Below are 19,352 nucleotides of genomic sequence, written 5' to 3' on the forward strand. Positions count from 1 at the left end.
CATAGTAGTGTTTTCAGTGCTCTCTAGGCCGGACGACTGGGTCACTGTCCAGCGCTTCTAGCCGGACGGCGGGGTCGTTTTCCACCACTTCATGGGTCGCTAACCAGTACGGCTGCCGGTTATAGTAGCTGTACGTTGACTCTCCCCACTTCGCATCCGCCATCGTCGGCCAGTGGTCCTTGTCGAAACCCGGGTCGTCCTTGAGGCGCTGTGCGGCAATGTCCACGACGAAGCACTTCTCGTCCGTGTCGAGAGTTAATGCACTCCACGGGATGGCGTGCAGATTAGAACCCATTCCGAGGAAGCCTCCCTCAGAAAGCACTGCATAGGCGATGCGTCCGTTCCGGACGTCCAGCATGATGTCCGAAATCTTCCCCACGTGTTCGCCATCAGAGGACACGACCTTGTTTCCATCGAGCGTTGCTGCGGCCATGACATCCGGCCCCGGCCCCTCGCCCATACCACCGCCGACGATGCCGGCTCCGAGTTGGGTGCCACTTTGCGGGTTGATTGAGCCCATGATTTACCTCCTTCGAAAAAGGTACACCAGTGGCGCGCAAGCGGTGTTCCCGAGCCGGCGGCGGCAGAAGTGGGGCCATTGCGAGAGCTTCGAGGGGGCGGCGTTGCTATCGCCATCAATGGGTTGCCCCCAAGGTGAAGAGGACACCCCACTTCAATCCCGATGCCGGGGGGCAACTTACTTGTCGGCGTTTTTTGTTGAGCGCAACCTGTGACAGTCTGTCGTTCAGATGCTTCCCGCTCAGGAGGTGACCATGCACGGCGTCGTAGTTGACCTGCGTTTCGACAATACACATCTGTTTCTCAACCTGTCCGACGGTCAGGCCGTGCGATTCCCACTGAACTGGTTTCCTGTTCTGAAGGTGGCGACGGCAACGGAACGCGAGCATTTTGCCATTTCGCTGGACCGACAGCAGTTGTTCTGGCCGGAAATCGATGAGGACGTGAACGTTCCCGCGCTGCTTTCATACCGGCCCGAAACGGTGGCTGCCGCATCCCGGGAAACGCAGGAGCAAGCGAATGCGGCGGTTCTGATTGGAGAATCAAGAAACCGGTTCTTCAATGTTGTATTTGGGCGTCTGGATTGATACAGAACATTCGGCAACCTATGAACTCATAGCCGTGGCGACAGTTCTTATCCTTGCTCACGCGGTCGATACTCTGCATAGCAGACGAGAATTCTTCTCGGGACAATGACGTCCCTTCGCCAAAGCGCGCCATTCCCGGCAGGCTCATGGCGTCTGCTTGTCGCTTTTCGGGCCACGCTGGCGCGACGCGGAGACCGGCCGGCGATATTTCGACAGTGAACAGGAACTCGACTTTGCCGATTTGCTCATTATGAGTGTCAGTGTCTATCGAGTCTGGACTTCACGCGGCTGAAGGAACGCGAGGCACGCGCCAGCGAAGAGGGCTGCGGCGATGACGTATATGCCTGCGTTGGTGCTGTTCGTCACATCTTTCATCCAGCCGACGATGGTCGGACTGACGAAGCCGGCGAGGTTGCCCACCGAGTTAATTAGCCCGATGCCCGCAGCCGCTGCGCTTCCGCCAAGCATGGCGCTCGGCCACGCCCAGAAGACTGGCATCGTTGCGAGTACGCCCGCCGTTCCGAGCGACAGGGCAATCATCGCAAGTTCAACATTCGAACCAAAGACCGTTGCAAGCAGGAGGCCCACGCTTGCCATGAGGCCGGCGGCCGCAAAATGCCAGCGGCGCTCGCGCAGCCTGTCCGCACTTCGCGCAATCAGAAGCATGGCAACAATCGCGCATCCGTAAGGAATGGCGGTCAGCATGCCAACGTCGAGCACATCCTTCACTCCGGCAGCCTTGATGAGCGTCGGCAAATAGAAGCCCACGCCATAGAGACCCATCATGCAGCAGAAGTAGATGGCGGCCATGAACCACACGCGGCCGTTGCCGAGGACACTTCCTACTGTGGCGTGCAGCTTTCCAGCACCGTCCTGCGCAATCTTCTCCTCAAGAAGCTTCTTCTCCGGCTCCGTGAGCCACTTTGCGGCGCGAATCCCATTCGGCAGATAGATGAGCGTGATGACGCCAAGAACGATGGAGGGGATGGCTTCCAGCAGGAAGAGCCATTGCCAGTTTGCGAGGCCATGAACGCCATTGAATGCCTGCATAATCCAGCCCGACAGCGGGCCGCCGATGACCCCTGCAACGGGGATGCCCATCATGAAAAGCGCATTGACACGACTGCGGCGCTCGGCCGGATACCAGTAGGTCAGGTAGAGAACGATACCGGGGAAGAAGCCGGCTTCGGCAATGCCAAGCAAAAAGCGCAATATATAAAACGAGGTTGGCGTTGACACGTAAAGCGTGGCGGACGAAATAACCGCCCATGTAATCATGATTCGGCTTATCCACAAGCGGGCGCCGAAGCGATGCATCAACACATTGCTGGGAACCTCGAAGAAGAAGTAACCGATAAAGAAGATGCCAGCACCAAGGCCATAGACTGTGTCGCTGAACTTCAGGTCGTTGAGCATCTGCAGTTTGGCGAAGCCAACGTTGACGCGGTCCAGATACGCTGCCACGTAGCAGAGGAAGAGAAAAGGGAGAAGACGCCAGGTGACCTTGGAGTAAGCGAGGGATTCCAACTTGTCCCGGTCGATACTGGGATTCAGGATTGTAGCGTTCATTGTCTCTTAATGCTTTGGGAGTTATCTGCTCGCACCCGCAGGTCCTGCGAGGACCGCGATTGCCGGACGCGCATCGGGCAGCATACTGAAGAATTTGATTTCACGCTGTCTGTCTCGTGAAAGGTCAGTTGTCGAATCGCCGACGCAAGCGAGGAGCGAGCACATCCAGACGCGACGCTTTGCCGGGCGACACGACAGCTTGGGTGAGTGCCCGGGTGTCTTCGTCTTCTTCGATATCGTCGACGAAGGACTTGTCAATCTTTAGCGTGCTGATGGGAAACCGCTAATGTACGCAAGGTTGGAGTAACCGGTCCAGAAATCGTCTGGTGCGACCTTGATGCCCATACCTGAACCCGCCGCCAGTCCAGAGGTTGCGCGTTACAGCAACTCAACGGCTTCGAGTCGCGCTTGCGCTATCTGCGCAATCTGGCCCGGGTGTTGGCTGTGGTACGTGTCAAACAGCTGCGAGCATAGCTGGGCAAGTGAAGCAAGGTCCACTGCCTGGTCGGCGTGCTCGACTTCGCACGAGTTGAGTACATCATCGAGAACCGGAGCGAGACGGCGCAGTCGCACAAACGTGCTGGCACTTAGTTTCATACTAAATCTCCTGTGACCAGACTCTGCGGCGCACCGAGTCGACCAGCGACAAGGCGAAACTCTGCGCTCCGTCAGCCTGGCTCGTTAAAAATGTCCGTTGCATGCAACGAGTTTCATGATGTCTCTACCCGCAATGGGGGTGGCGATGCGGGACCGCCATAGGTCGGAACCCGTAGTTAATCTTGACCGTTCAATACTAACCATGCGCTGACCGGCAAATTACGATTCTGTTATCTACGCCTCCACGGTCGCTCCCGTGCGGCGCGCATCGCTTTTTCAGGATGACGTCATACGGGTCAACCGCACGACAAATAGCCGGGCGTGACCAGTTACATGCGGGCACATCCGGAAAGAAAGAGGCACGCTCAAGACATAAATCGTAAAGCCAACAAACGGTTTGCCCATCCAGGGAAAACCGTTCTCTACCGGAGCCTGTGTTGCTGGCGCGCGATGCTTACCTATGCGAGCGGTAGTGCTGGTGAAACTGATGATGGTGAGGTTGGTAATGATGCCGCACAGGGGCGTGTCTTTCGTCGCGATGCATGTCGGCGAAAGACACCGCCGGGGCAGCGAATGCGGCTACGAGCAGAACAGCAAGAGCTTTCTTGAGAACGTGTTTCATGGAAATCCAGATGGCAGTAAGGGCGTGTCGGACGAGCGATGCAATGCCACTGGCGACTGCGATGCGGGGATAGCTTAGCGCAATACTCGCTTCATAAGCGCTGCATTTCTGAAATGCAAAAGACGCAACAATCCCACGACTCAACCGGGAGCACGTTCACGAATCCGCAGTTTAGCGGTGTTCCCGCGGTATGACCGCGGCGCGAAAGGTTTCCTTCCTGGTCGACGCATTCCGGACGAATAGGAAAGCATGGACGAAAACGGACGTACAAATGCCGCACGTCAAGCGCTTGCTGCGGCTACGAGGAAGTCGCATCGCTCACCGCGTTTGTCGCCTCTCGCTCACCCTATACCGCTGATGTGCCTGACGGATTGGAAGCCGGTCGCGACGTCCCGGGAACCACGGCTGCCACTGCCACTTTCTTCGTCGGCTTTATCGTCTTTCTCCTCATCGGGGCTTCAGTCAAGACGGAATGAGTGTTCCCGTTCATGTCTCATTTGTAATCTCGCGTTCATCCGGACGCAAGAGACATCTCTCCATACTTGTCTTTCCGGCTGTTTTCGGCGAGTCAAGGAGAGCGTGATGAAGTGGCCAGCATTTGCATTCGGTGTAGTGACCCTTGCTGCAACGGGCCTGGTGGCGGCGCAAGAAACGCAGGCCAGCCAGGGCAAGACCCGGGAGCAGGTGCATGAGGAACTTGTTCAGGCCTGGCGAGATGGATTGTTGCCCTACAAGCGGTTTGAGTATCCTCCGAGCGCTGACACCATCGCAAGAAACAAAGAGCTCTACGCAATCGCGCATCCCGAAGATGCTGCAGTGAAAGAGGCTTCCAAAGAGGCCCAGTAAGTGAATTTAAGGCCCTACACCTAGCTATTCGCTTCAGGATTTAACGCTGATTGGGCGGCCGTCTGCTGGCGTATTCGAAAGAGTACGCATGCCCATCAGGCACTTCCGAACTTTGGTTGTTAGCAACGACGGCGGCCGGCCTTTTCTCACGGTTCGCCCTCAGCGTCATTCGAGAGGAAATCGTGATTAAGTTGATTGCGTTGCTCGGCGTGGCAGCGAGCTTGGTTGGTTGCGCGGTCGCACCAGGATATGGAGGCGCCCAGCCATACGATTCGGTGTATGGCTATCCCGTCTACGGCGCGGGGTACAGAACCTGCAGTAATTGGGGCGGCTGCGGAGGTTGGGGCGGATATCACTGGCATGGCGACCGTTGGCATGGTGAATGGCACGGCGGACATGGAGGCGGCGGCGAGCATGCAGGCGGAGGCGGCCATGGTGGCGGAGGGGGGCATGGTGGCGGAGGCGGCCATGGTGGCGGCCGATGACACGTTCTCCTTGTCGGACTCAATACGGTCGCTCACGTTTCGCGTTGAATTTAATCCAATGGAATTAAGGGGCGCGGGTAGCTGTCAGAGGAGATGACCCGGCGGAGGTATGTTACTGCCGGCTCATGAAACGCGATTTCGACCTGCTTTCTTTGCGGCGTATAAAGCCCGGTCTCCTGTTTCGACGAGTTCCAATGGCTTAGTGGTGTCCGTCGGCTGTTGCGCGGCGACCTCGATACTAAGAGTAACCAAACCAAATGGACTGAACGTGTGGGGCAACCGGAGATTTTCGATTTTTTCGCGAATCCGCTCGGCGAAAACTCGTCCGCCCGCAACATCCGTGTTGCGCAGAATCAAGGCGAACTCCTCTCAACCGTAACGACCTGCCACATCGGATGCACGACCGGCCGCCGAAGAAATCGCCGAAGCGATAACGCGCAGGCATTCAACCCCTGCCTGATGACCGTACTGGTCGTTGTATGCCTTGTTGTAGTCAACATCAACCATGAGAACCGAAAGAAACCTTTCGCCCACCTCGCCGAAATTTCCTGGGCGGTGCTCCCGCTTGTCGCGGGACTCTTCGTGCTCGTTGAGGGGCTTCAGCGAACCGGCGTCATTAACAGCCTTGCCCAGGTCCTGCACGCCGCTTACCAGCATTCGGCCACACACGCCGGTTGGTGGTCAGGGGCCGCGGTCGCGCTGACTAGCAATCTCATCAACAACCTTCCTGCCGGTCTAATCGCCGGTTCAGCCCTCGCTACCGCGCATGCACCGACGCAGGTTGCAAGCGCAGCCCTGATAGGCGTCGACCTCGGTCCGAACCTGGCGGTTACAGGGTCTCTGGCCACCATTCTCTGGTTGAATGCGCTCCGGCGTGACGGCATCGAAGTCAGTGCGCTTTCCTTCCTGAAACTCGGAATCGTAGTCGCCACGCCGGCTCTAATCGCCGCGCTCGCCTCGGTCGCAATGATGAGCGGGGCGTGGCCAGAACTCAGCCTGTCGTCGTGGGTTCCGGTTCAAGTAACCTCCAGATGGAGGCACGGCAGAAGAAGGCAGGTTCGCTATACCGTCCGTTCGTGGCATCGTGGGCTGGAATGACGACAGACTTTGTCGCAGATGCCCGGGCGCGGATTCGTTGTGCACGGCCGGCCGACTGCGTGCCGACACGGCAGCGGCTGTGTTCTCGACGAATTAAACAGCGGCTTATTGCTACCAAGGTAGGCGCGCTTCGTTGAAGGAAGGAGAATTATGAGGTCACAACGAGCTGTAGCTGGGATTGATATTGGCGGAGAACGGAAGGGGAATCATCTGGTTATCCTGCGTGGTACCCAAATTGTGTGCAACCTCCGCAAAGAAGCGCCGGAGCATATGCTCGAAAAATGCTTCGAATTTGAGGTAGCAGCTGTGGGCATTGACGCACCCTGTAGGTGGCGAATTGGCGAGGGCGGCAGGAAAGCTGAGAAGTCTCTTGCTCAACAAAGAATCTTTTCGTTTGCCACACCGACTCGCGAAATGGCCATGTCCAGTAAAAGCGGATTCTACGGGTGGATGTTCAACGGCGAGCGTGTATATGACGCATTCGCCCCACACTTTCCTCTTTTCAAGAATGGTGAAGAAATCGGTGACCGAGTGTGTTTCGAGACGTTTCCCCACGCGATAACTTGCGCCTACCTTGGGAAAGAAGTCGCGTCAGCAAAAAAAAAGGGAACTCAGCGGCGGGAAATCCTCAAACATGAGGGAGTTGAAACAACGTCGCTGAGGTCTATCGACGACGTTGATGCGGCGCTGTGCGCGTTGACGGCAAATTATCTACTTGACGGAAGAGTCGAAGCGTACGGCGATGAGCTAGGGGGATTCATCGTGGTGCCTACTCCCGCTGTTCACGATAGGCGAGTTAGTTCAGACCTTTCCCACGACTGAACTAATACGGCTGATGCAATAGCGGCGCCATGTGTCCCTTGAGTCCGTTAGGCACAGACTTGAGTTCCCTCACAGGCGACAGCAGTTGTAATAGCGGCAATCACATTCCAGGAGGACTGGTGTATCCGAGACGACATTTGGTCTTGTTGCTGTCAATGGCAGCGTTTGGTTCGACCGCGGCATGGGCGAACGATATTCAGTGTGCAACCACGCGACAACCGGCTGAGCGCGTCATATGCGACCACGCCATCCTGAACAACGAGTACGAAGATATCTTCGCGCAACAGCAGGCTCTGCTGAGCAGTGGGAAACTCTCGCCCGCACAACTCGCTCGGTGGAGGCAATCGCGGAACGCCTGCACTGACGTCCACTGCATCGACGGCGTATTTGTTCGGTGGGCGGTGATAGCCAGGTCCGTCGAAACCACTTCCCGCGCTGCAGTGGCTCCGGTTATCGCCTCGGCTACTGCAATGGCCCCTGTCGGACCTACTTCAGACGCAATCGCCCTTCCCGCATCCCACGCCTTGCCGACATCGGAAGCATCTCTTGTGCATCAAGGGAGTGCCGCCGGCGTGGCGCTTCCGCAGCCTGTCGAGACTCAAGCCTCTTCGCCTACGGCCGCTTCTGCTCCTTCTAGCGCAAGTGAATCCCGTAGCGCAAGCGGCATGAGCGCCGGGCTGATGACGGCCTTGCTTGTCGCCGTTGGATTCGGCGCTCTCTTCCGACGCAGAGGGAGGAGCGGTGGAAGTAGCGGGGAACCACCAGGTAATGTTCGCGGCAAGGACAAGCCTTGAGCGGACCGAAGTGACGGGTATGGAGCGCGGCGACGCAGTGTTGTGATTTTTGGTGATACGCCGCTTTAGTCAATGCGCTAGCCTTTTCTAGCGCGAACGTGGCATATTGCGGCCACAATCATACGGAGGTCACCTGATGGCAACAACTTTGGAAGCAGTGCAGGCGAAGATGAAAAAACTGCAGGCACAGGCGGATGCGCTGATGGCAAAGCAATCGTCGGGCGTCATCGAAAAGATTCGCGAGTTGATGGCAAAACACGGCCTGACCACCGCTGACATTGACGCGCACGCTGGCGGCAAGCAGCGCGCGAAACCCGCGGCGGCAAAGACCGCCGCGAAGCCCGCTACGTCTGTTGCCAAATACCGGGACCCGAAAAGCGGCGCAACGTGGTCCGGGCACGGGCGCGCGCCACAGTGGATTGCGGCTGCCAAGAACCGCGACAAATACTTGGTCGATGCGGCTGCGGCCGCAGTGAAGCCGCTGCCTGCCAAGGCGGCGAAGTCGGTGGGAGCTTATGTTCGCGGTCCGCAGCCGGCGATGTATCAAGACCCCAAATCAGGCGCGACATGGACCGGACATGGCCGCGCTCCGGCTTGGCTTGCTAACGTCAAGGACCGAAGCAAATTCCTGATTGCAGGTAGTGCCGAAGCGACAGTTGCGACGAGCGCAGGTGCTGTGAGCAAAGCCAAGACTGTGGCCAAGAAGGCTTCGAAGGCAACCGGTGCAACTGCGGGCAAAGGCGAACGGAAAGGACCGCGGCCGGCGCTCTATCTTGACCCCAAGTCGGGCGCAACGTGGAGCGGACGTGGGCCGGCTCCGGCGTGGCTCGCTGCAGCAAAAGACCGGACGAGTTTTTTGATTGATGGCGCTGGTGCGGCGGCCGATGTGAGTGCTTCGACCAAGACGAAACCTTCGGCCAAAAAGGCAGTTGCCAAGAAAGCCGTCGTCAAGAAGGTTGCGGCGACAAAGACCGCACCGACGAAGAAGGTTGCGGTGAAGAAAGTGGTTGCCGAGAAGGCTGCGAGCGCGAAGGTTCCGGTTAAGAAGGCGCCGGCGGAAAAAGCGCCGCGCAAGAGCGTGGCTGTGCCCGCTCCGGTGGCCACAGTCGAGTCTGGCGCCGAGTTGACGACCTAAACGTAGTTACCAGGTGCCCGGTGGACCAGCGATTTTCTGGTTCCACCGGGTACACCAAGCCGACGACGTTTTATTGCGCGTGCGCTGCTTGACGTTGGGCGGCTTGCTGTTGAGCCTGCTCTTGAGCGTGCTGCTTCGCAAGGTGCCTGCCGACCATGCAGCCACCGACCGCACCAACGACGGCGTGGTGCCCCGCGTAATGCCCAGCGACCCCGCCTACCACCGCGCCCTTGAGGCAGCCTGCGGCGTTTGCCGTGCCTGCCGTTGCGAAGACTAGCGTTGTTGCAATCAAGGTGATTCGTATCGGGCTAGCTTTCATTCGAAGACACTCTGAGGTTGGATTTTTCGGATGTGGCGCCTTCCGGCGTTGTCCGCCCTTCGGGCAGTCTCGTACAGCGTCGCGACGCGAGCGATATCAGGATTTGTGCGCGGCGTCCTTTTCGCCGGTCGTGACCTGTCCTTACGCGGTCGTGCCTTCGTAATGAATTGGTCCGAGTCGGACAGAAAAGTGCGCCGTTGTTCGTCAGCGAGGTATTCGCTCTTCAGCGGCACTGCAACGGTCTATAGGAAGGTAAGTTGCCGTAGCGTCGATATTCGCGGTTACGCAATCGGCCTATAGTTGTTATCCACATCGGTTGCTGCGTTGAAGTATTGGACGCACACGACTGATGATTCACGCGATGAGGATTTAACCTGTGCGAGGCGTAGTGGCGGGTTGCCCAGCGTTAGCCCGATGGAGTGGGGTGACGGAAACTCGCGCCCGTCCGGGACCGCTGCTCTTCGCGACATCCAAGGCGAGGAGGAAGTCCAGAACACGCTCGAGTGGTTGCGCCAGTGAGGCAGCCAAGCTCCGTGCGAAATCGAGAACAGACAGGGAGGGGGCGCGTTGGCAAAAGATGTAGGCAATGCGCGTTTGGACCCAGAGTGGCATCGCCACGCCGGACCGAATCGCTGCCCACTGCACAAGCATCGCTGACGGGTACTCGCGTCGCCATGAGAAATTTTCAGCCGGCATCACATTGAGCGGCAGTACATCCCGCATCACCGCAAAGCCGGTGTCTCGGGCAGCAAGATAACCGGCACCTGCGAGCATCTCGCAGAATGCGCGCACAGCCTCAGCAATATACCGAGGGTCGGTAAGGGCGGTGTCATAGCGCGGCGTAAGCCATGCTACGACGGCATCGATTTCAATGTCGGGCCGCTCCATCAAGGCGACACCGCCCAATGCGAAGTGACGGAAGACATCGGCACGCCAAACGTAGGGTGGCACGCCGTATTCAAAGCCGAGTTCGGCCCCAACAAGAAATTCAGGCGGCCAGTCTTGACAGTAACGCTGCAGCTTGGCTTCGAGGAAGTCTACCTTTTGTTCGACGGTGGCGGCGCGGTAAACGGGCGCTGCCTTGGCGGCCTGTGCGCGCTGAGCTGCGTAGCGCTCTTCGCGTTCGGAAGCCGTCTCGTCTTCAGCGAGCTGTGCATGACGGTACTCTATGTCCTCTTGCGACCAGAGCGAAAATAGCTCCTGGTCTTCGGACTCGTCGGTATGTGCGGCTTCGGCTTGTCGTTGCCTGCATGCTTGTTCAAATAGCAGGGCGTCCAGCTCCGCTTGTGCCGCCGCTTGGCGCGGAGGCGCCAGCCAGTGCTTGTTGTGGAGGGCATCAAGGACCGTATGTCGCAGGGCTTCGATAGACTGCAGCCGCTCTTCGCGCGAGAGGTCCAGTTCAATAGCCGGTATGCCCAACGCGGAAAGGGCGCCGCGCTTTTCTGAATCGACGCGATGCGTAACGCGCACCTCGACAATAAAAGGACCCTCCGTCGTATGCGCGAGGAAATCCGGCCTGAGCGTACCGAGCTGCGCTTCGGCCCGACCTTGTTCCGTCCACTCGACTTTGCCTTCAGGGGCGACGCAGACTTCAAGTGTGCCGGCTCGCGTCTCAGCGCGGAGCATAGAGGCGGGCGTGCGAATGTAGAGCGCTTCGCAGAGTATCTGTTTGGCCATCAGGTGTAGCGCTGTCTCGGCAGCCGTGAGTCCAGTCGAGGAAGCACACGCCGCTTTGCGCTGGTGCTTGAAGTGCCATCGGTAGATATCGCCCAGGTGCGCAAAAACTCTGCCTCGACAGGCCGGGCAGAAGAAAGGGCCGGTGTCTCCCCGCGTGAGCGATGCTGCGGCGACCAGTCGATTCTCGAAAAGCGCAAACCCAATCGTTAGGGAATCAGCAGGCATTGGTTCTGGTTCCAATTGTTGTCGACATTACTCGGCACGCGAAGGGTGTAGCACCGCAATTGTGCAACAAACGAAAATTTTGTCTGCCGCGATAGTGTTCGATTCCTCGATTCGAAATCGATTTTAGTCAGCGATTGCCGGACGTTGGTCGATGCGAAAGTTAGCCACCAGACATCCTCACCGTAGCTGCCGATGACGCGCCAGACTCCCCTGTAAATTAAAGTGGTTAGCTCGAGGCACGATTTTTCGGTGGGACTAGGCCTTGAGTGCGGAAGCCAAGACGCAGGGCATGGGAACCCGTAGTTCCCCGACATCGTTCCGATATGCCTCTGCGTCGCGCGCGACGGCCCGTTCAATCAACGCCAGCGCGGCCGGCGTCTGGGCGTTTAGCGTCGCGGCAACTCGGACGCCACCGCGCATGAGCGCGTGAAACGGTGTATCCGGCGCACGAAGCACCAGGGTCTGGTCCATTTCGTGTACGTCCGGTTGGACGAACCCGGCGTCCAGCAACGCGCGCCTTGACTCCTGCCAGTCGCTGAAGCGAAAGAAGGGTGGTCCCGGCGGCACTGGCACATCGGTCGTCCCGTGCTCCTCGACTGCCCTTAACACCATAGCGAAGCCAACTGCCTTGTCCGGCGTCGCGCAGACCGTAAAGGCAATTCTGCCGCCAGGTTGCAGCACGCGAAACGCCTCCGCGAGCGCAAGCTCAGGGTGCTGAAAGTGCGACATCCCGAAACTGATACCCACCGCGCCGAAGCTTTCGTCGGGAAACGGCAAATCCTCCGCATCGCCTACGCGGAACTCGAGTCCCGGAAAGACGCGTCGTGCCTTTTCCACCATCGCGACCGAGAAATCCACACCAGCGACGTCCGCGCCACGGCGCGCGGCTGCAGCAGCGAGGTAGCCAGGGCCGGATGCGACGTCGAGAAAGCGCGTGCCACGACCAATGCCAAGCGCCTCGAGCATCGCGGGGTTCGACTGGGTGGTCAAATCACCGAAATACGTGTGATAGGGCTGAGCGACCCTCTCCCAGCCCTGATGCTCGAATGTGCTGAAGTCGACTTGTCCCATGCTTGCCTCCCACCCGTTTGATGCCTTTACGTGTTGGAGCGCAGGCCTTCGTGTTCTCCGTGAGAGGCGTATGTCCGTCTGTCGGGGAACAATCCAGGCTGGCCAACTAAGGCCAAACAACTGTGTGGTGCAGCGCACCAACAATCGTCGTCCAGAGCCGCCGAACATGCGCTTATGGGCTACTCTTCTTTTTGTTGCTATCTTGCTGAAGCATACGCTGTTGCTTGCTTTTGGCGCTATGGTTAAAGTGGTTGTTGAAGCTCTCGATGCGGCGCGGGAAAATGGCGTCGAACATCGAGGCACCGGTTCCTGGTCGGCATTTTCGCTGTATCTGGCGAATGGGTTGCGAAAGTACCGGTGTACGGGAGCAGCAGATGAAAGACGTAAAGGCGCAGTCACTGCGATACCAAGTGGAAAAATGGCTCACCCCTACCACGCCAGTGCACGTGACCGCGTTCGGTCGTACCCGCTCAGGCAGAGCCCGCTACGTGTGCGTGGAGACTTGGCTACCGACGGGTTCGCACGCGTTGTTCTTCTTCCAGCACGACGACGGTTACTGGAACGTGTTTCCACCGAATTAGCGTCGTGAAACGCTGCGCGAGCGTCGGGGCGCCAGCCGTGGCTGTCGCGCGCGTGAGCACGTTTCGTTTAAATATAAGACAAATGACGCGCGACGCCTTTCATCGCTTTAGGTTGAGATTTTTATCGGGTCTCCAGTACGACATAGGTAGCACACCAATCAATTTGACGAGTCTTGACCGTGGACGCCATTGAACTTGCGCCGAGCGTGGCACCCGACAGCACAAGCGTGATTTTTATGCTCTCGATTCAAGGACGTGAAGTCGAGTGTTCCGCCTCACGTGAAGCGCTTGAACAGCACTTCTGGGTGCAACCGGGAGCCAGCGATACACGCATTCTCACGGCGTTCACAGATGGCCGCAAACGCATCATGGCCGTCGCAGAAAGGAAGATACTTGCGCACTCCGGCGAACGGATTGTGTTGACCGCCGCTGATTTCGGGGGGGCGGATGTAGCGCGCCGTAGCGGCCGGGCTGCGTGCGTGCAGAAAACGAATTAAACACGGGGATGTCCAATCGGCCAGGAGATTGCGGCGGAAGCCGAATTGCTGACAGAGACATGACGACACGAAACACGCTCTCGCTGGAAGCCATTGCGCTCGAGCGCATTGCCGTCGCGGCGCGCGAAGTGCAGGCCGCGTCTGCTGTACTAGAAAAGCGCTTCGGCGGCGCCCCACGCGCGCAGCCATCGACGCTGGAGCTCGCGAGGTTCGCTGCGGCGATGCAGGAACTGCTCAGCGCGCGCGAAGAATTCGACCGCCTCATGGCCAACTCGCCGCCTCAGTAACGCGCCGGCAATGGCGAAGGCCGTCGGGCTTGTTGATGTGTGACCCGAATGCCATGCACACTGTAGGTGTATGGTGGCTGCGGATTGCTCAGGAATAGTCTCCGTCGAGGATGCGCAATTTTTCGTCAATGTCGGGAAGGGCATGGCTCCCCGTGCGGACTTCTGCCACCAGCCTGTGTGCATACGAGCGGCAGTTTTCGAGCGTGCTGTGCAGTTGTGGCTCGGTCTGCAGTGCGGCAACCGCTCTTTCAATTTCTGTCGGCGAGTCACTCAAAAGCGCTGCGACGACTTCTTGCGGCGGTATCGGCGAAGCGTGACTGCGTAGCTGGCGCATCCAGTCGGTTGCAAATAGTGCAGCATGGCGTTCCCGCTGAACGGTCTCGGCTTTCTCGAGTGCGGCGAGATGGCGGGCATTGTTGTGAAGCGCCGAGCGCCAGACGTCCATGACCTTGCCCCGCAGTTCTGCGATTGCGCCTCCGAGCGACTCGTTTTCGCCCCCCGCCATCAGACGATGGTCTTCCAGCTTGTCCAACCGCTCTCTCAGCCCGTTCAGAAGTGGGTGCCAGTCGGCGGCCAACTCTGTGAGTCCGTAAAACTCCCGGGCGAGTTCAGCGAGTTCGTTGCGAATATTAGCCAGCGCCTCATAATCCGCGACACGCGCTGCATAGACGTCGCTTGAGGTGACAACCTGGCGATGTAGGGGAAACAGGGGATTGTTATAGCGCCGCTGCAGATGCCGCTCCATGGCACCCTGCGCCGCGCTCCATTTCCACCGTGGCAGGGTGCGGGCGTCAAAGCCCTGGATAGCCTGTACCATCGGTTTGAAAAGCGGCAGTGCTTCCTCAGTGGCACTGCGAAGGCAACCCGCCAGCTTGATGTCGTTGCCCTCGAAGTCGACACCCGAGCGACCATGGTAAGGCGAGTCAGGGGACTGAAGCAGGAAGCCTGTTGCCAGAAAAAACTCCATTGGCAGCGTCACCATCTGGCCACTTTGTACGAAGCTGCGTTGTTCAATCGGAGTCGCGTCGAATGACTGGATAAGGCGATTTTCCAGTTCAATCAGATTGTCGAGAACGTCACCCGTGGCCGGCTGAGCCTCGTCCGCGAGCAGGCAAAACGTGTCGCGAGCCATTCTCGCGGCGACCACCCCATGCTTTTCTGCAAAGACCCAGAACCAGAGGGCGAGCAGATAGCCTTTCGTCGCACTCTGCGCGACGTTCTCAACGTTGGGCGCGAACACCATATCAGGTGCGTGCCAGTTCGAAAAAGGCGGCGTGTCTGCTTGCATCAGCATACCAAGCAGATGCCGCAACGCCTCATAGGTGTCGGTTGGCCGTTCGGACGCACCGGGAGCAGGCGAGCTTGTCTTGTTCCAGAACTTCCAGTCCACGATTTCCTCAACGGTCGATTTCAGGCCATTCATGCCGTAGTCGGCACACTAGATTTCGTTCTCGTAGTAGACGATGACCGTACCGCTCATGACGCGATACCGGCCTCGATAGCGTGAATCATTCAGTTCGATTTCAATTTCTCTGGTTGTTTCATAGCCTGCGTCCATCGACTACTGCCCTGCGGTAACTCTGAGTCAACGAACTTACCTAGCCACTTTGGTCGAGTCAACGTGGAAAAAGAAAGAAAGTATTACCTGTCTCGAGTGCGACTTACTCAGCGTTGGGCTGCGCGATGGTGCTCTCCGAGCGCCGGCAGATATAGGAACTGCAAAAGACAGAAATTACAGGACGTGACGGTTGAGATGTCAGTTGAATCGGCCTACTGCCGGGGCACTTTGTGAAGAAGCGCTTTTTCTCGCGGCGACCCACTGGATTCTTCTGCGCCCTTCATTGCGTTGGCGCTGTCGCCCGGCGGTCATCATCGCGATGTGTGACGAAGTCGCGGAACAGCACGTCCCTCTGTTTCCAGGAGAGTCCGTGTTCTGCCAGTGGAACTTCCTCGACCCGCTGGCGACAAAAGCGGGTGATGACAATCGGGAGTGGACCTTCGAGCAAGTGTTCCGAAATACTCTTCGTCGGGTGAGCGTCTTTATTGCGCTGCTACTTCACTCGAGAAAAGCGGCTACGCGACTGCTAGTCGTGAACGCGATAGCTGAAACTGCATCCGTGTCGATTGCCATCGACTGAACGTCGGCTTATCGCGACGCGGGGACGACGTGCAGCAAGGGGCGTTTCGATGCACTGAAGCTTACGCGAACGACACGCCTGTCCGGGCGCTAGCGCTCGACCGCAAGCATCAGCTTTGGCGCCGCGTCATACATTCGTAGCGTGAAACACATAGGTTTGGTCGGCATGAAGTCACATGGAGCATTGCACGCCATGAATCGTCGTATGAATTTAGATGCACATCTGGAGAGCACTCGCAAAAACAACAGTTCAAGGCGGGCCTTCGCCGCACGCCTGGACATGACCATCAAGCGCGCAAAGGTTACTTCCAGTCGGGTGGCCAGGTCTCTCGGCGTACCGGAAGATGACGTGACCCTTTGGCGCGCCGGAGTTACCGTTCCGAAGAGCACGGATTGCGAGCGCCTGTCTGAACTTCTCGACGTGGATGTCGCCTGGCTATGCGCAGGTCAGGCGTAGGCAACAGCGTGTCATGGCAGTTTTCGTCGGACGCGACCTCGCAAGTGGTTCGACTTGTCACCACTCGACGGCACCTCGGTCGGCTCGCGGTGCCGGGCTCTTGCCATTGACCGGCATCACGGTGGAAATCGCATGTTTGAAAACAAGTTGCACGCCTGGACCAGACTCCAGCAGAACTGCAAACTGGTCAAAGCCGGCCAGTTGACCACTCAGTCTGATGCCGTTCACGAGGAATACGTTTACGGTGGTCTTGTCCTTTACGAGCGTCTGCAGAAAGTCGTCTTGTACGCACGGGTGTGTAGTCACGTTCTGAGGTCAATGCGATAGGTCCGTCCATTGTACCGGCGACACCTGAAGCCGCCAGTCAGTCCAGAGGAAGTGTGTTACTGCGACTCGAGGGCATCGAGGCGCGCTTCCGCTATCTCGCCCGTGTGTCGGCAGTGGTACGCATCCTTCGAGCGGTTGGTTGAATGCATTGTCAGACCTGCGGTTTACCCATAGCGTGCGGCGATGCGGTGAAGCAATCGTTGCAGTCGTTCCTGCTGGATTCGCGTGAGCCCTGGCGTCGCGCATGCCTGAAGAATTCGACCCTGCCAGTAGGCTTTAGGGAATAACGAATGGCTTCCTTCCGAACTTAGGACCCGCTCGAGATGGGTGATTACGATATCGACGTCTTGGAGCGTGTAGGGACTCGTACCCTTTCGGCTTCTATCAGGCGACTTCACTGCATGCTCTCCGATTGTGGCTGCCTTTTCTGTCCGACGTCCGTGTACGGCTAGGCACCAAATCAACCAGCGCCCAGCACCCGCAGTACGGCATTTCCTTCGTTTGTAATCGCGAACCTGGCTGTGCCTTGTCCAGAGTCAACCAGTTTGGCGAAGCCGGCATCGCGAAGTGCCATTACGTCCGGCGTCGCCGCCATCGCATCGCAAGGTGCTTGAAGGAGCACCAGGAGCGTCGCCAGTTCATGTGCACTCAAACACTGGACTGCTTCGGGTGCATCGTTGCGTTCAATAATCTTCATGGCCAACCTCCTGTTTGGCGCAGATGCTTTGCACGTTGTATGTCAATTGCCCGCATGCATGTCGTCGTCGTTGCGATGACGACGCGGACGTCAAGATGTATTCAGCACTCGCTGTCTGCCAGTTGCACTAGCTCGTACTTGACATTCTTGCGTGTGCCGAATCATCGCTGAAAACTATGAGACGAGAGTTTTGAGGCGCTGCCAGAATGCGGCGAATCTGTGCGGTTCGCGGGTTTGCAGTGCGAGCATGGCGTCGTAGTGGACGCGCGATTCCTGGACGTGGGGCAGTTGCGACACGAGGAGACCGAAGTTCATGATATTTCTCCGAGCGTTTGGTTTAATGTGATTCGCGGAAAGCCAGCAGACTCGGAGCTTGGGCGCATCATGCGCGGCGACGAACGTCTACTCGCTTCCCTTAGGCAAAGGTAAAAGTGAGCGGCATATGGGGTAACTGTCACAGTCCGGCATGGCGACTCCTTATCGGCGTCGGGAACGCATGTGTTTATCCATGTGCCCGACCGCACCAATGAATTGAAAATGCGCGAGCGAACGCAGCCGCGAGTTGACGCTCGCGAATCGGTGCCAAGCGAACGCGCGCAATCGCTGCGTCCAGATGGCGCTCATCAGGGTGCACGGAGAAAGTGGCTACGGCGCGCACCATCTGCCTGCTGGCAAGACGGTGGCTGTGAAAAAGAGAGCTCGGACGTCCTGCCGGTCAGACAGTGAAGCTGTTCGAAAATCGACGACATCGATTGTCCAAAGCACCAGTCCTCTGTTTAATGTTGTAGAAATTCTAGGCGCCCTTCAAACCCTGCGGCAAGTAAAAAGGCGGTAAAGAAAGTGCTCCTATCCGTGCAGCCCCGTAGGACCGCAAACACCCAGAAGGCTAAACCGATGACTGAATTGGTTTCCGGGCGACTGCCGTTGTACGATTGAACAGGTCGAACGTATTGCTCAGCGAGCGTACGTTGTGAAAGTATGTTGAAAGTAGGTCACGGCCTTGCGCAGTTCCTTTTCCACGTTGCTGTATTCGAGGGCGTCGCAGAAATGAGCTCCCGCTATTCCGCTTCGGCGAAGGAAGAATCTGACGCCCCCGCTTCGGGCTCCGGACAGGACGGGCCTTGTGCCGATTCGATAACCGCGGCGACGTCAGCGGCTGAAGCCTTCGTGGTCCTTGCGACGTCGACCTCCGCCGAGGCCGTTCGTCGTGCCCACACACTGCGCGCCAAAGCAGACCCCGAAGTTCTGCATAAGCTTCGGGTTGCGCTGCGTCGATTGCGTTCACTCTGGTGGGCCTACGAGCCATTACTCGACAGGAAAGACGCCAAACTTCAGCGCGAGGAGTTCAAGTATCTGGCCTATGCCGCGGGTAGAACCCGCGACTGGGACGTGCTCCGCGACATTTTGACGGGCGACCAGCTAGCGCGGCTGTCATTGGGGCCGCTTCTTCACGCAGTGGGCGAGCATCGCGCCGACGCCCTGTCATTCAGCCGCAGGACGATTCGTAGCGCTGGCGTCGACGAGATATTGCAACGGGCAATGACGGGCGCCCGGCAGCAGCTGGATTCACACGCTGCGAGTCCGATGCTTGCAGAGTTTGCTCAAGAGCGTGTTGAACTGGCTGAGAAGGCGCTGAAAAAGCGGGTCAAGCGCGCAATTCAGCCTGAACATCCCGGCTACGCGGCGCTGCACGAGGTAAGAATCGCAGGGAAGAAACTCCGATATTTGCTCGAGTTCTTTTCGCCAGTGCTTGACGGTAGCCATCGAACAAACCTCGAGTTGCTGACTGCGGTGCAGGACGAGTTGGGCAAGCTCAATGACCTGGTCGTCAGTGAAACGTTGCTGCGACAGTATTCGTTCCAGCTGGGCGACCCGAATGTTGTCAAGGAGGCTGTGGCGTTTCTTGGCGCCCAGAAAAAGCGGCACATGCGCGCCGCTCACAAAATGCTGCGCAACGTATGGTGACCAGTTGGCCGCCGAGCCCAGCGCTTTCCACCGTGTGG

24 protein-coding genes are annotated in these 19,352 nt (G+C 58.1%); 13 read left to right on the plus strand and 11 right to left on the minus strand.

Annotation, left to right across the window (positions count from 1 at the left end; genetic code table 11):
- Positions 1–13: 13 nt before the first annotated feature.
- On the minus strand, positions 14–520 hold the full coding sequence (locus tag FSO04_RS24850; RefSeq protein WP_154563454.1) for a PRC-barrel domain-containing protein: 507 nt from the start codon (positions 518–520) through the stop codon (positions 14–16).
- A gap of 253 nt (positions 521–773) precedes the next feature.
- Here FSO04_RS24850 and FSO04_RS24855 point away from each other — a divergent pair, with 253 nt between their 5' ends.
- Positions 774–1,106 carry a DUF2442 domain-containing protein gene (locus tag FSO04_RS24855; RefSeq protein WP_154563456.1) on the plus strand — a complete coding sequence of 111 codons (333 nt, stop codon included), beginning with the start codon at positions 774–776 and terminating at the stop codon, positions 1,104–1,106.
- Positions 1,107–1,370: 264 nt separating this feature from the next.
- Here FSO04_RS24855 and FSO04_RS24860 read toward each other — a convergent pair whose 3' ends face one another.
- Both FSO04_RS24860 and FSO04_RS24870 read right to left on the minus strand, forming a co-directional pair.
- Complete coding sequence (locus FSO04_RS24860; protein ID WP_154563458.1) at positions 1,371–2,675, minus strand: MFS transporter; 1,305 nt, start codon at positions 2,673–2,675, stop codon at positions 1,371–1,373.
- 378 nt (positions 2,676–3,053) lie between these two features.
- A complete protein-coding gene (locus FSO04_RS24870) occupies positions 3,054–3,272 on the minus strand; it encodes a hypothetical protein (protein WP_154563461.1) in 219 nt (72 codons plus the stop codon).
- 472 nt (positions 3,273–3,744) lie between these two features.
- Here FSO04_RS24870 and FSO04_RS24875 point away from each other — a divergent pair, with 472 nt between their 5' ends.
- From FSO04_RS24875 to FSO04_RS46910, 3 genes are all read left to right on the plus strand, one after another.
- Positions 3,745–3,972 carry a hypothetical protein gene (locus FSO04_RS24875; RefSeq protein WP_154563464.1) on the plus strand — a complete coding sequence of 76 codons (228 nt, stop codon included), beginning with the start codon at positions 3,745–3,747 and terminating at the stop codon, positions 3,970–3,972.
- A gap of 504 nt (positions 3,973–4,476) precedes the next feature.
- Positions 4,477–4,740 carry a DUF4148 domain-containing protein gene (locus tag FSO04_RS24880; RefSeq protein ID WP_154563467.1) on the plus strand — a complete coding sequence of 88 codons (264 nt, stop codon included), beginning with the start codon at positions 4,477–4,479 and terminating at the stop codon, positions 4,738–4,740.
- A 360-nt stretch (positions 4,741–5,100) separates the two neighbouring features.
- Positions 5,101–5,322: a hypothetical protein gene (locus FSO04_RS46910; RefSeq protein WP_174825308.1), complete on the plus strand. Its 222-nt coding sequence runs from the start codon at positions 5,101–5,103 to the stop codon at positions 5,320–5,322.
- Between the two features lie 26 nt (positions 5,323–5,348).
- Here FSO04_RS46910 and FSO04_RS49025 read toward each other — a convergent pair whose 3' ends face one another.
- On the minus strand, positions 5,349–5,582 hold the full coding sequence (locus FSO04_RS49025; protein ID WP_154563470.1) for a diguanylate cyclase domain-containing protein: 234 nt from the start codon (positions 5,580–5,582) through the stop codon (positions 5,349–5,351).
- Between FSO04_RS49025 and FSO04_RS24900 the strand changes: the two genes are divergently transcribed.
- The 3 genes from FSO04_RS24900 (at position 5,496) to FSO04_RS24910 (ending at position 9,074) form a co-directional block, all read left to right on the plus strand.
- Positions 5,496–6,323, plus strand: coding sequence for an ArsB/NhaD family transporter (locus tag FSO04_RS24900; RefSeq protein ID WP_233464974.1), 828 nt, complete (start codon positions 5,496–5,498; stop codon positions 6,321–6,323). The two genes, FSO04_RS49025 and FSO04_RS24900, sit on opposite strands and share 87 nt — an antisense overlap.
- Before the next feature lie 150 nt (positions 6,324–6,473).
- Complete coding sequence (locus FSO04_RS24905) at positions 6,474–7,145, plus strand: DUF429 domain-containing protein (protein WP_154563479.1); 672 nt, start codon at positions 6,474–6,476, stop codon at positions 7,143–7,145.
- A gap of 930 nt (positions 7,146–8,075) precedes the next feature.
- On the plus strand, positions 8,076–9,074 hold the full coding sequence (locus tag FSO04_RS24910) for an H-NS family nucleoid-associated regulatory protein (protein WP_154563482.1): 999 nt from the start codon (positions 8,076–8,078) through the stop codon (positions 9,072–9,074).
- A 70-nt stretch (positions 9,075–9,144) separates the two neighbouring features.
- Here FSO04_RS24910 and FSO04_RS47675 read toward each other — a convergent pair whose 3' ends face one another.
- The 3 genes from FSO04_RS47675 to FSO04_RS24925 all read right to left on the minus strand — a co-directional run bounded on the left by FSO04_RS47675 (position 9,145) and on the right by FSO04_RS24925 (position 12,366).
- Positions 9,145–9,393, minus strand: coding sequence for a hypothetical protein (locus FSO04_RS47675; protein WP_154563484.1), 249 nt, complete (start codon positions 9,391–9,393; stop codon positions 9,145–9,147).
- A 369-nt stretch (positions 9,394–9,762) separates the two neighbouring features.
- Positions 9,763–11,295 carry a competence protein CoiA family protein gene (locus FSO04_RS24920; RefSeq protein WP_154563487.1) on the minus strand — a complete coding sequence of 511 codons (1,533 nt, stop codon included), beginning with the start codon at positions 11,293–11,295 and terminating at the stop codon, positions 9,763–9,765.
- A gap of 255 nt (positions 11,296–11,550) precedes the next feature.
- On the minus strand, positions 11,551–12,366 hold the full coding sequence (locus tag FSO04_RS24925; protein WP_154563490.1) for a class I SAM-dependent methyltransferase: 816 nt from the start codon (positions 12,364–12,366) through the stop codon (positions 11,551–11,553).
- Positions 12,367–12,740: 374 nt separating this feature from the next.
- On the opposite strand from FSO04_RS24925, the gene FSO04_RS24930 reads away from it, so the two are divergent.
- The 3 genes from FSO04_RS24930 (at position 12,741) to FSO04_RS24940 (ending at position 13,731) form a co-directional block, all read left to right on the plus strand.
- Positions 12,741–12,947 carry a hypothetical protein gene (locus FSO04_RS24930; RefSeq protein WP_154563493.1) on the plus strand — a complete coding sequence of 69 codons (207 nt, stop codon included), beginning with the start codon at positions 12,741–12,743 and terminating at the stop codon, positions 12,945–12,947.
- Between the two features lie 179 nt (positions 12,948–13,126).
- Positions 13,127–13,444 carry a DUF1488 family protein gene (locus tag FSO04_RS24935; RefSeq protein WP_168435826.1) on the plus strand — a complete coding sequence of 106 codons (318 nt, stop codon included), beginning with the start codon at positions 13,127–13,129 and terminating at the stop codon, positions 13,442–13,444.
- 59 nt (positions 13,445–13,503) lie between these two features.
- On the plus strand, positions 13,504–13,731 hold the full coding sequence (locus tag FSO04_RS24940) for a hypothetical protein (RefSeq protein WP_154563496.1): 228 nt from the start codon (positions 13,504–13,506) through the stop codon (positions 13,729–13,731).
- 88 nt (positions 13,732–13,819) lie between these two features.
- Here FSO04_RS24940 and FSO04_RS24945 read toward each other — a convergent pair whose 3' ends face one another.
- Positions 13,820–15,154, minus strand: coding sequence for a tryptophan leader peptide (locus tag FSO04_RS24945; protein WP_154563499.1), 1,335 nt, complete (start codon positions 15,152–15,154; stop codon positions 13,820–13,822).
- Positions 15,155–15,491: 337 nt separating this feature from the next.
- Here FSO04_RS24945 and FSO04_RS24950 point away from each other — a divergent pair, with 337 nt between their 5' ends.
- Positions 15,492–15,869 carry a hypothetical protein gene (locus FSO04_RS24950; protein ID WP_154563502.1) on the plus strand — a complete coding sequence of 126 codons (378 nt, stop codon included), beginning with the start codon at positions 15,492–15,494 and terminating at the stop codon, positions 15,867–15,869.
- Between the two features lie 192 nt (positions 15,870–16,061).
- On the plus strand, positions 16,062–16,325 hold the full coding sequence (locus FSO04_RS24955) for a helix-turn-helix domain-containing protein (protein ID WP_154563505.1): 264 nt from the start codon (positions 16,062–16,064) through the stop codon (positions 16,323–16,325).
- 57 nt (positions 16,326–16,382) lie between these two features.
- Here the strand turns inward: FSO04_RS24955 and hfq are convergent, their stop codons facing one another.
- The 3 genes from hfq to FSO04_RS46445 form a co-directional block, all read right to left on the minus strand.
- A complete protein-coding gene (gene hfq, locus FSO04_RS24960; protein ID WP_233464975.1) occupies positions 16,383–16,631 on the minus strand; it encodes an RNA chaperone Hfq in 249 nt (82 codons plus the stop codon).
- A gap of 481 nt (positions 16,632–17,112) precedes the next feature.
- Positions 17,113–17,349 (minus strand): hypothetical protein, encoded by a 237-nt coding sequence (locus FSO04_RS24965; RefSeq protein WP_154563508.1) that lies wholly within the window; start codon positions 17,347–17,349, stop codon positions 17,113–17,115.
- A gap of 174 nt (positions 17,350–17,523) precedes the next feature.
- Positions 17,524–17,664, minus strand: coding sequence for a hypothetical protein (locus FSO04_RS46445; RefSeq protein WP_166618241.1), 141 nt, complete (start codon positions 17,662–17,664; stop codon positions 17,524–17,526).
- A 663-nt stretch (positions 17,665–18,327) separates the two neighbouring features.
- On the opposite strand from FSO04_RS46445, the gene FSO04_RS24970 reads away from it, so the two are divergent.
- A complete protein-coding gene (locus FSO04_RS24970; RefSeq protein ID WP_154563510.1) occupies positions 18,328–19,314 on the plus strand; it encodes a CHAD domain-containing protein in 987 nt (328 codons plus the stop codon).
- Positions 19,315–19,352 lie beyond the last annotated feature (38 nt).

This window comes from Paraburkholderia madseniana, assembly GCF_009690905.1.
In the GTDB taxonomy this organism is placed as follows: Bacteria; Pseudomonadota; Gammaproteobacteria; order Burkholderiales; family Burkholderiaceae; genus Paraburkholderia; species Paraburkholderia madseniana.

Bases quoted from the DNA above. Each gene is read 5' to 3' on its own strand.
- FSO04_RS24850 (WP_154563454.1), bottom strand. From the start codon at position 520: ATGGGCTCAATCAACCCGCAAAGTGGCACCCAACTCGGAGCCGGCATC.
- FSO04_RS24855 (WP_154563456.1), top strand. From the start codon at position 774: ATGCACGGCGTCGTAGTTGACCTGCGTTTCGACAATACACATCTGTTT.
- FSO04_RS24860 (WP_154563458.1), bottom strand. From the start codon at position 2,675: ATGAACGCTACAATCCTGAATCCCAGTATCGACCGGGACAAGTTGGAA.
- FSO04_RS24870 (WP_154563461.1), bottom strand. From the start codon at position 3,272: ATGAAACTAAGTGCCAGCACGTTTGTGCGACTGCGCCGTCTCGCTCCG.
- FSO04_RS24880 (WP_154563467.1), top strand. From the start codon at position 4,477: ATGAAGTGGCCAGCATTTGCATTCGGTGTAGTGACCCTTGCTGCAACG.
- FSO04_RS46910 (WP_174825308.1), top strand. From the start codon at position 5,101: ATGGCGACCGTTGGCATGGTGAATGGCACGGCGGACATGGAGGCGGCG.
- FSO04_RS24905 (WP_154563479.1), top strand. From the start codon at position 6,474: ATGAGGTCACAACGAGCTGTAGCTGGGATTGATATTGGCGGAGAACGG.
- FSO04_RS24910 (WP_154563482.1), top strand. From the start codon at position 8,076: ATGGCAACAACTTTGGAAGCAGTGCAGGCGAAGATGAAAAAACTGCAG.
- FSO04_RS47675 (WP_154563484.1), bottom strand. From the start codon at position 9,393: ATGAAAGCTAGCCCGATACGAATCACCTTGATTGCAACAACGCTAGTC.
- FSO04_RS24920 (WP_154563487.1), bottom strand. From the start codon at position 11,295: ATGCCTGCTGATTCCCTAACGATTGGGTTTGCGCTTTTCGAGAATCGA.
- FSO04_RS24925 (WP_154563490.1), bottom strand. From the start codon at position 12,366: ATGGGACAAGTCGACTTCAGCACATTCGAGCATCAGGGCTGGGAGAGG.
- FSO04_RS24930 (WP_154563493.1), top strand. From the start codon at position 12,741: ATGAAAGACGTAAAGGCGCAGTCACTGCGATACCAAGTGGAAAAATGG.
- FSO04_RS24940 (WP_154563496.1), top strand. From the start codon at position 13,504: ATGACGACACGAAACACGCTCTCGCTGGAAGCCATTGCGCTCGAGCGC.
- FSO04_RS24945 (WP_154563499.1), bottom strand. From the start codon at position 15,154: ATGAATGGCCTGAAATCGACCGTTGAGGAAATCGTGGACTGGAAGTTC.
- FSO04_RS24955 (WP_154563505.1), top strand. From the start codon at position 16,062: ATGAATCGTCGTATGAATTTAGATGCACATCTGGAGAGCACTCGCAAA.
- FSO04_RS24965 (WP_154563508.1), bottom strand. From the start codon at position 17,349: ATGAAGATTATTGAACGCAACGATGCACCCGAAGCAGTCCAGTGTTTG.
- FSO04_RS46445 (WP_166618241.1), bottom strand. From the start codon at position 17,664: ATGAACTTCGGTCTCCTCGTGTCGCAACTGCCCCACGTCCAGGAATCG.
- FSO04_RS24970 (WP_154563510.1), top strand. From the start codon at position 18,328: ATGTTGAAAGTAGGTCACGGCCTTGCGCAGTTCCTTTTCCACGTTGCT.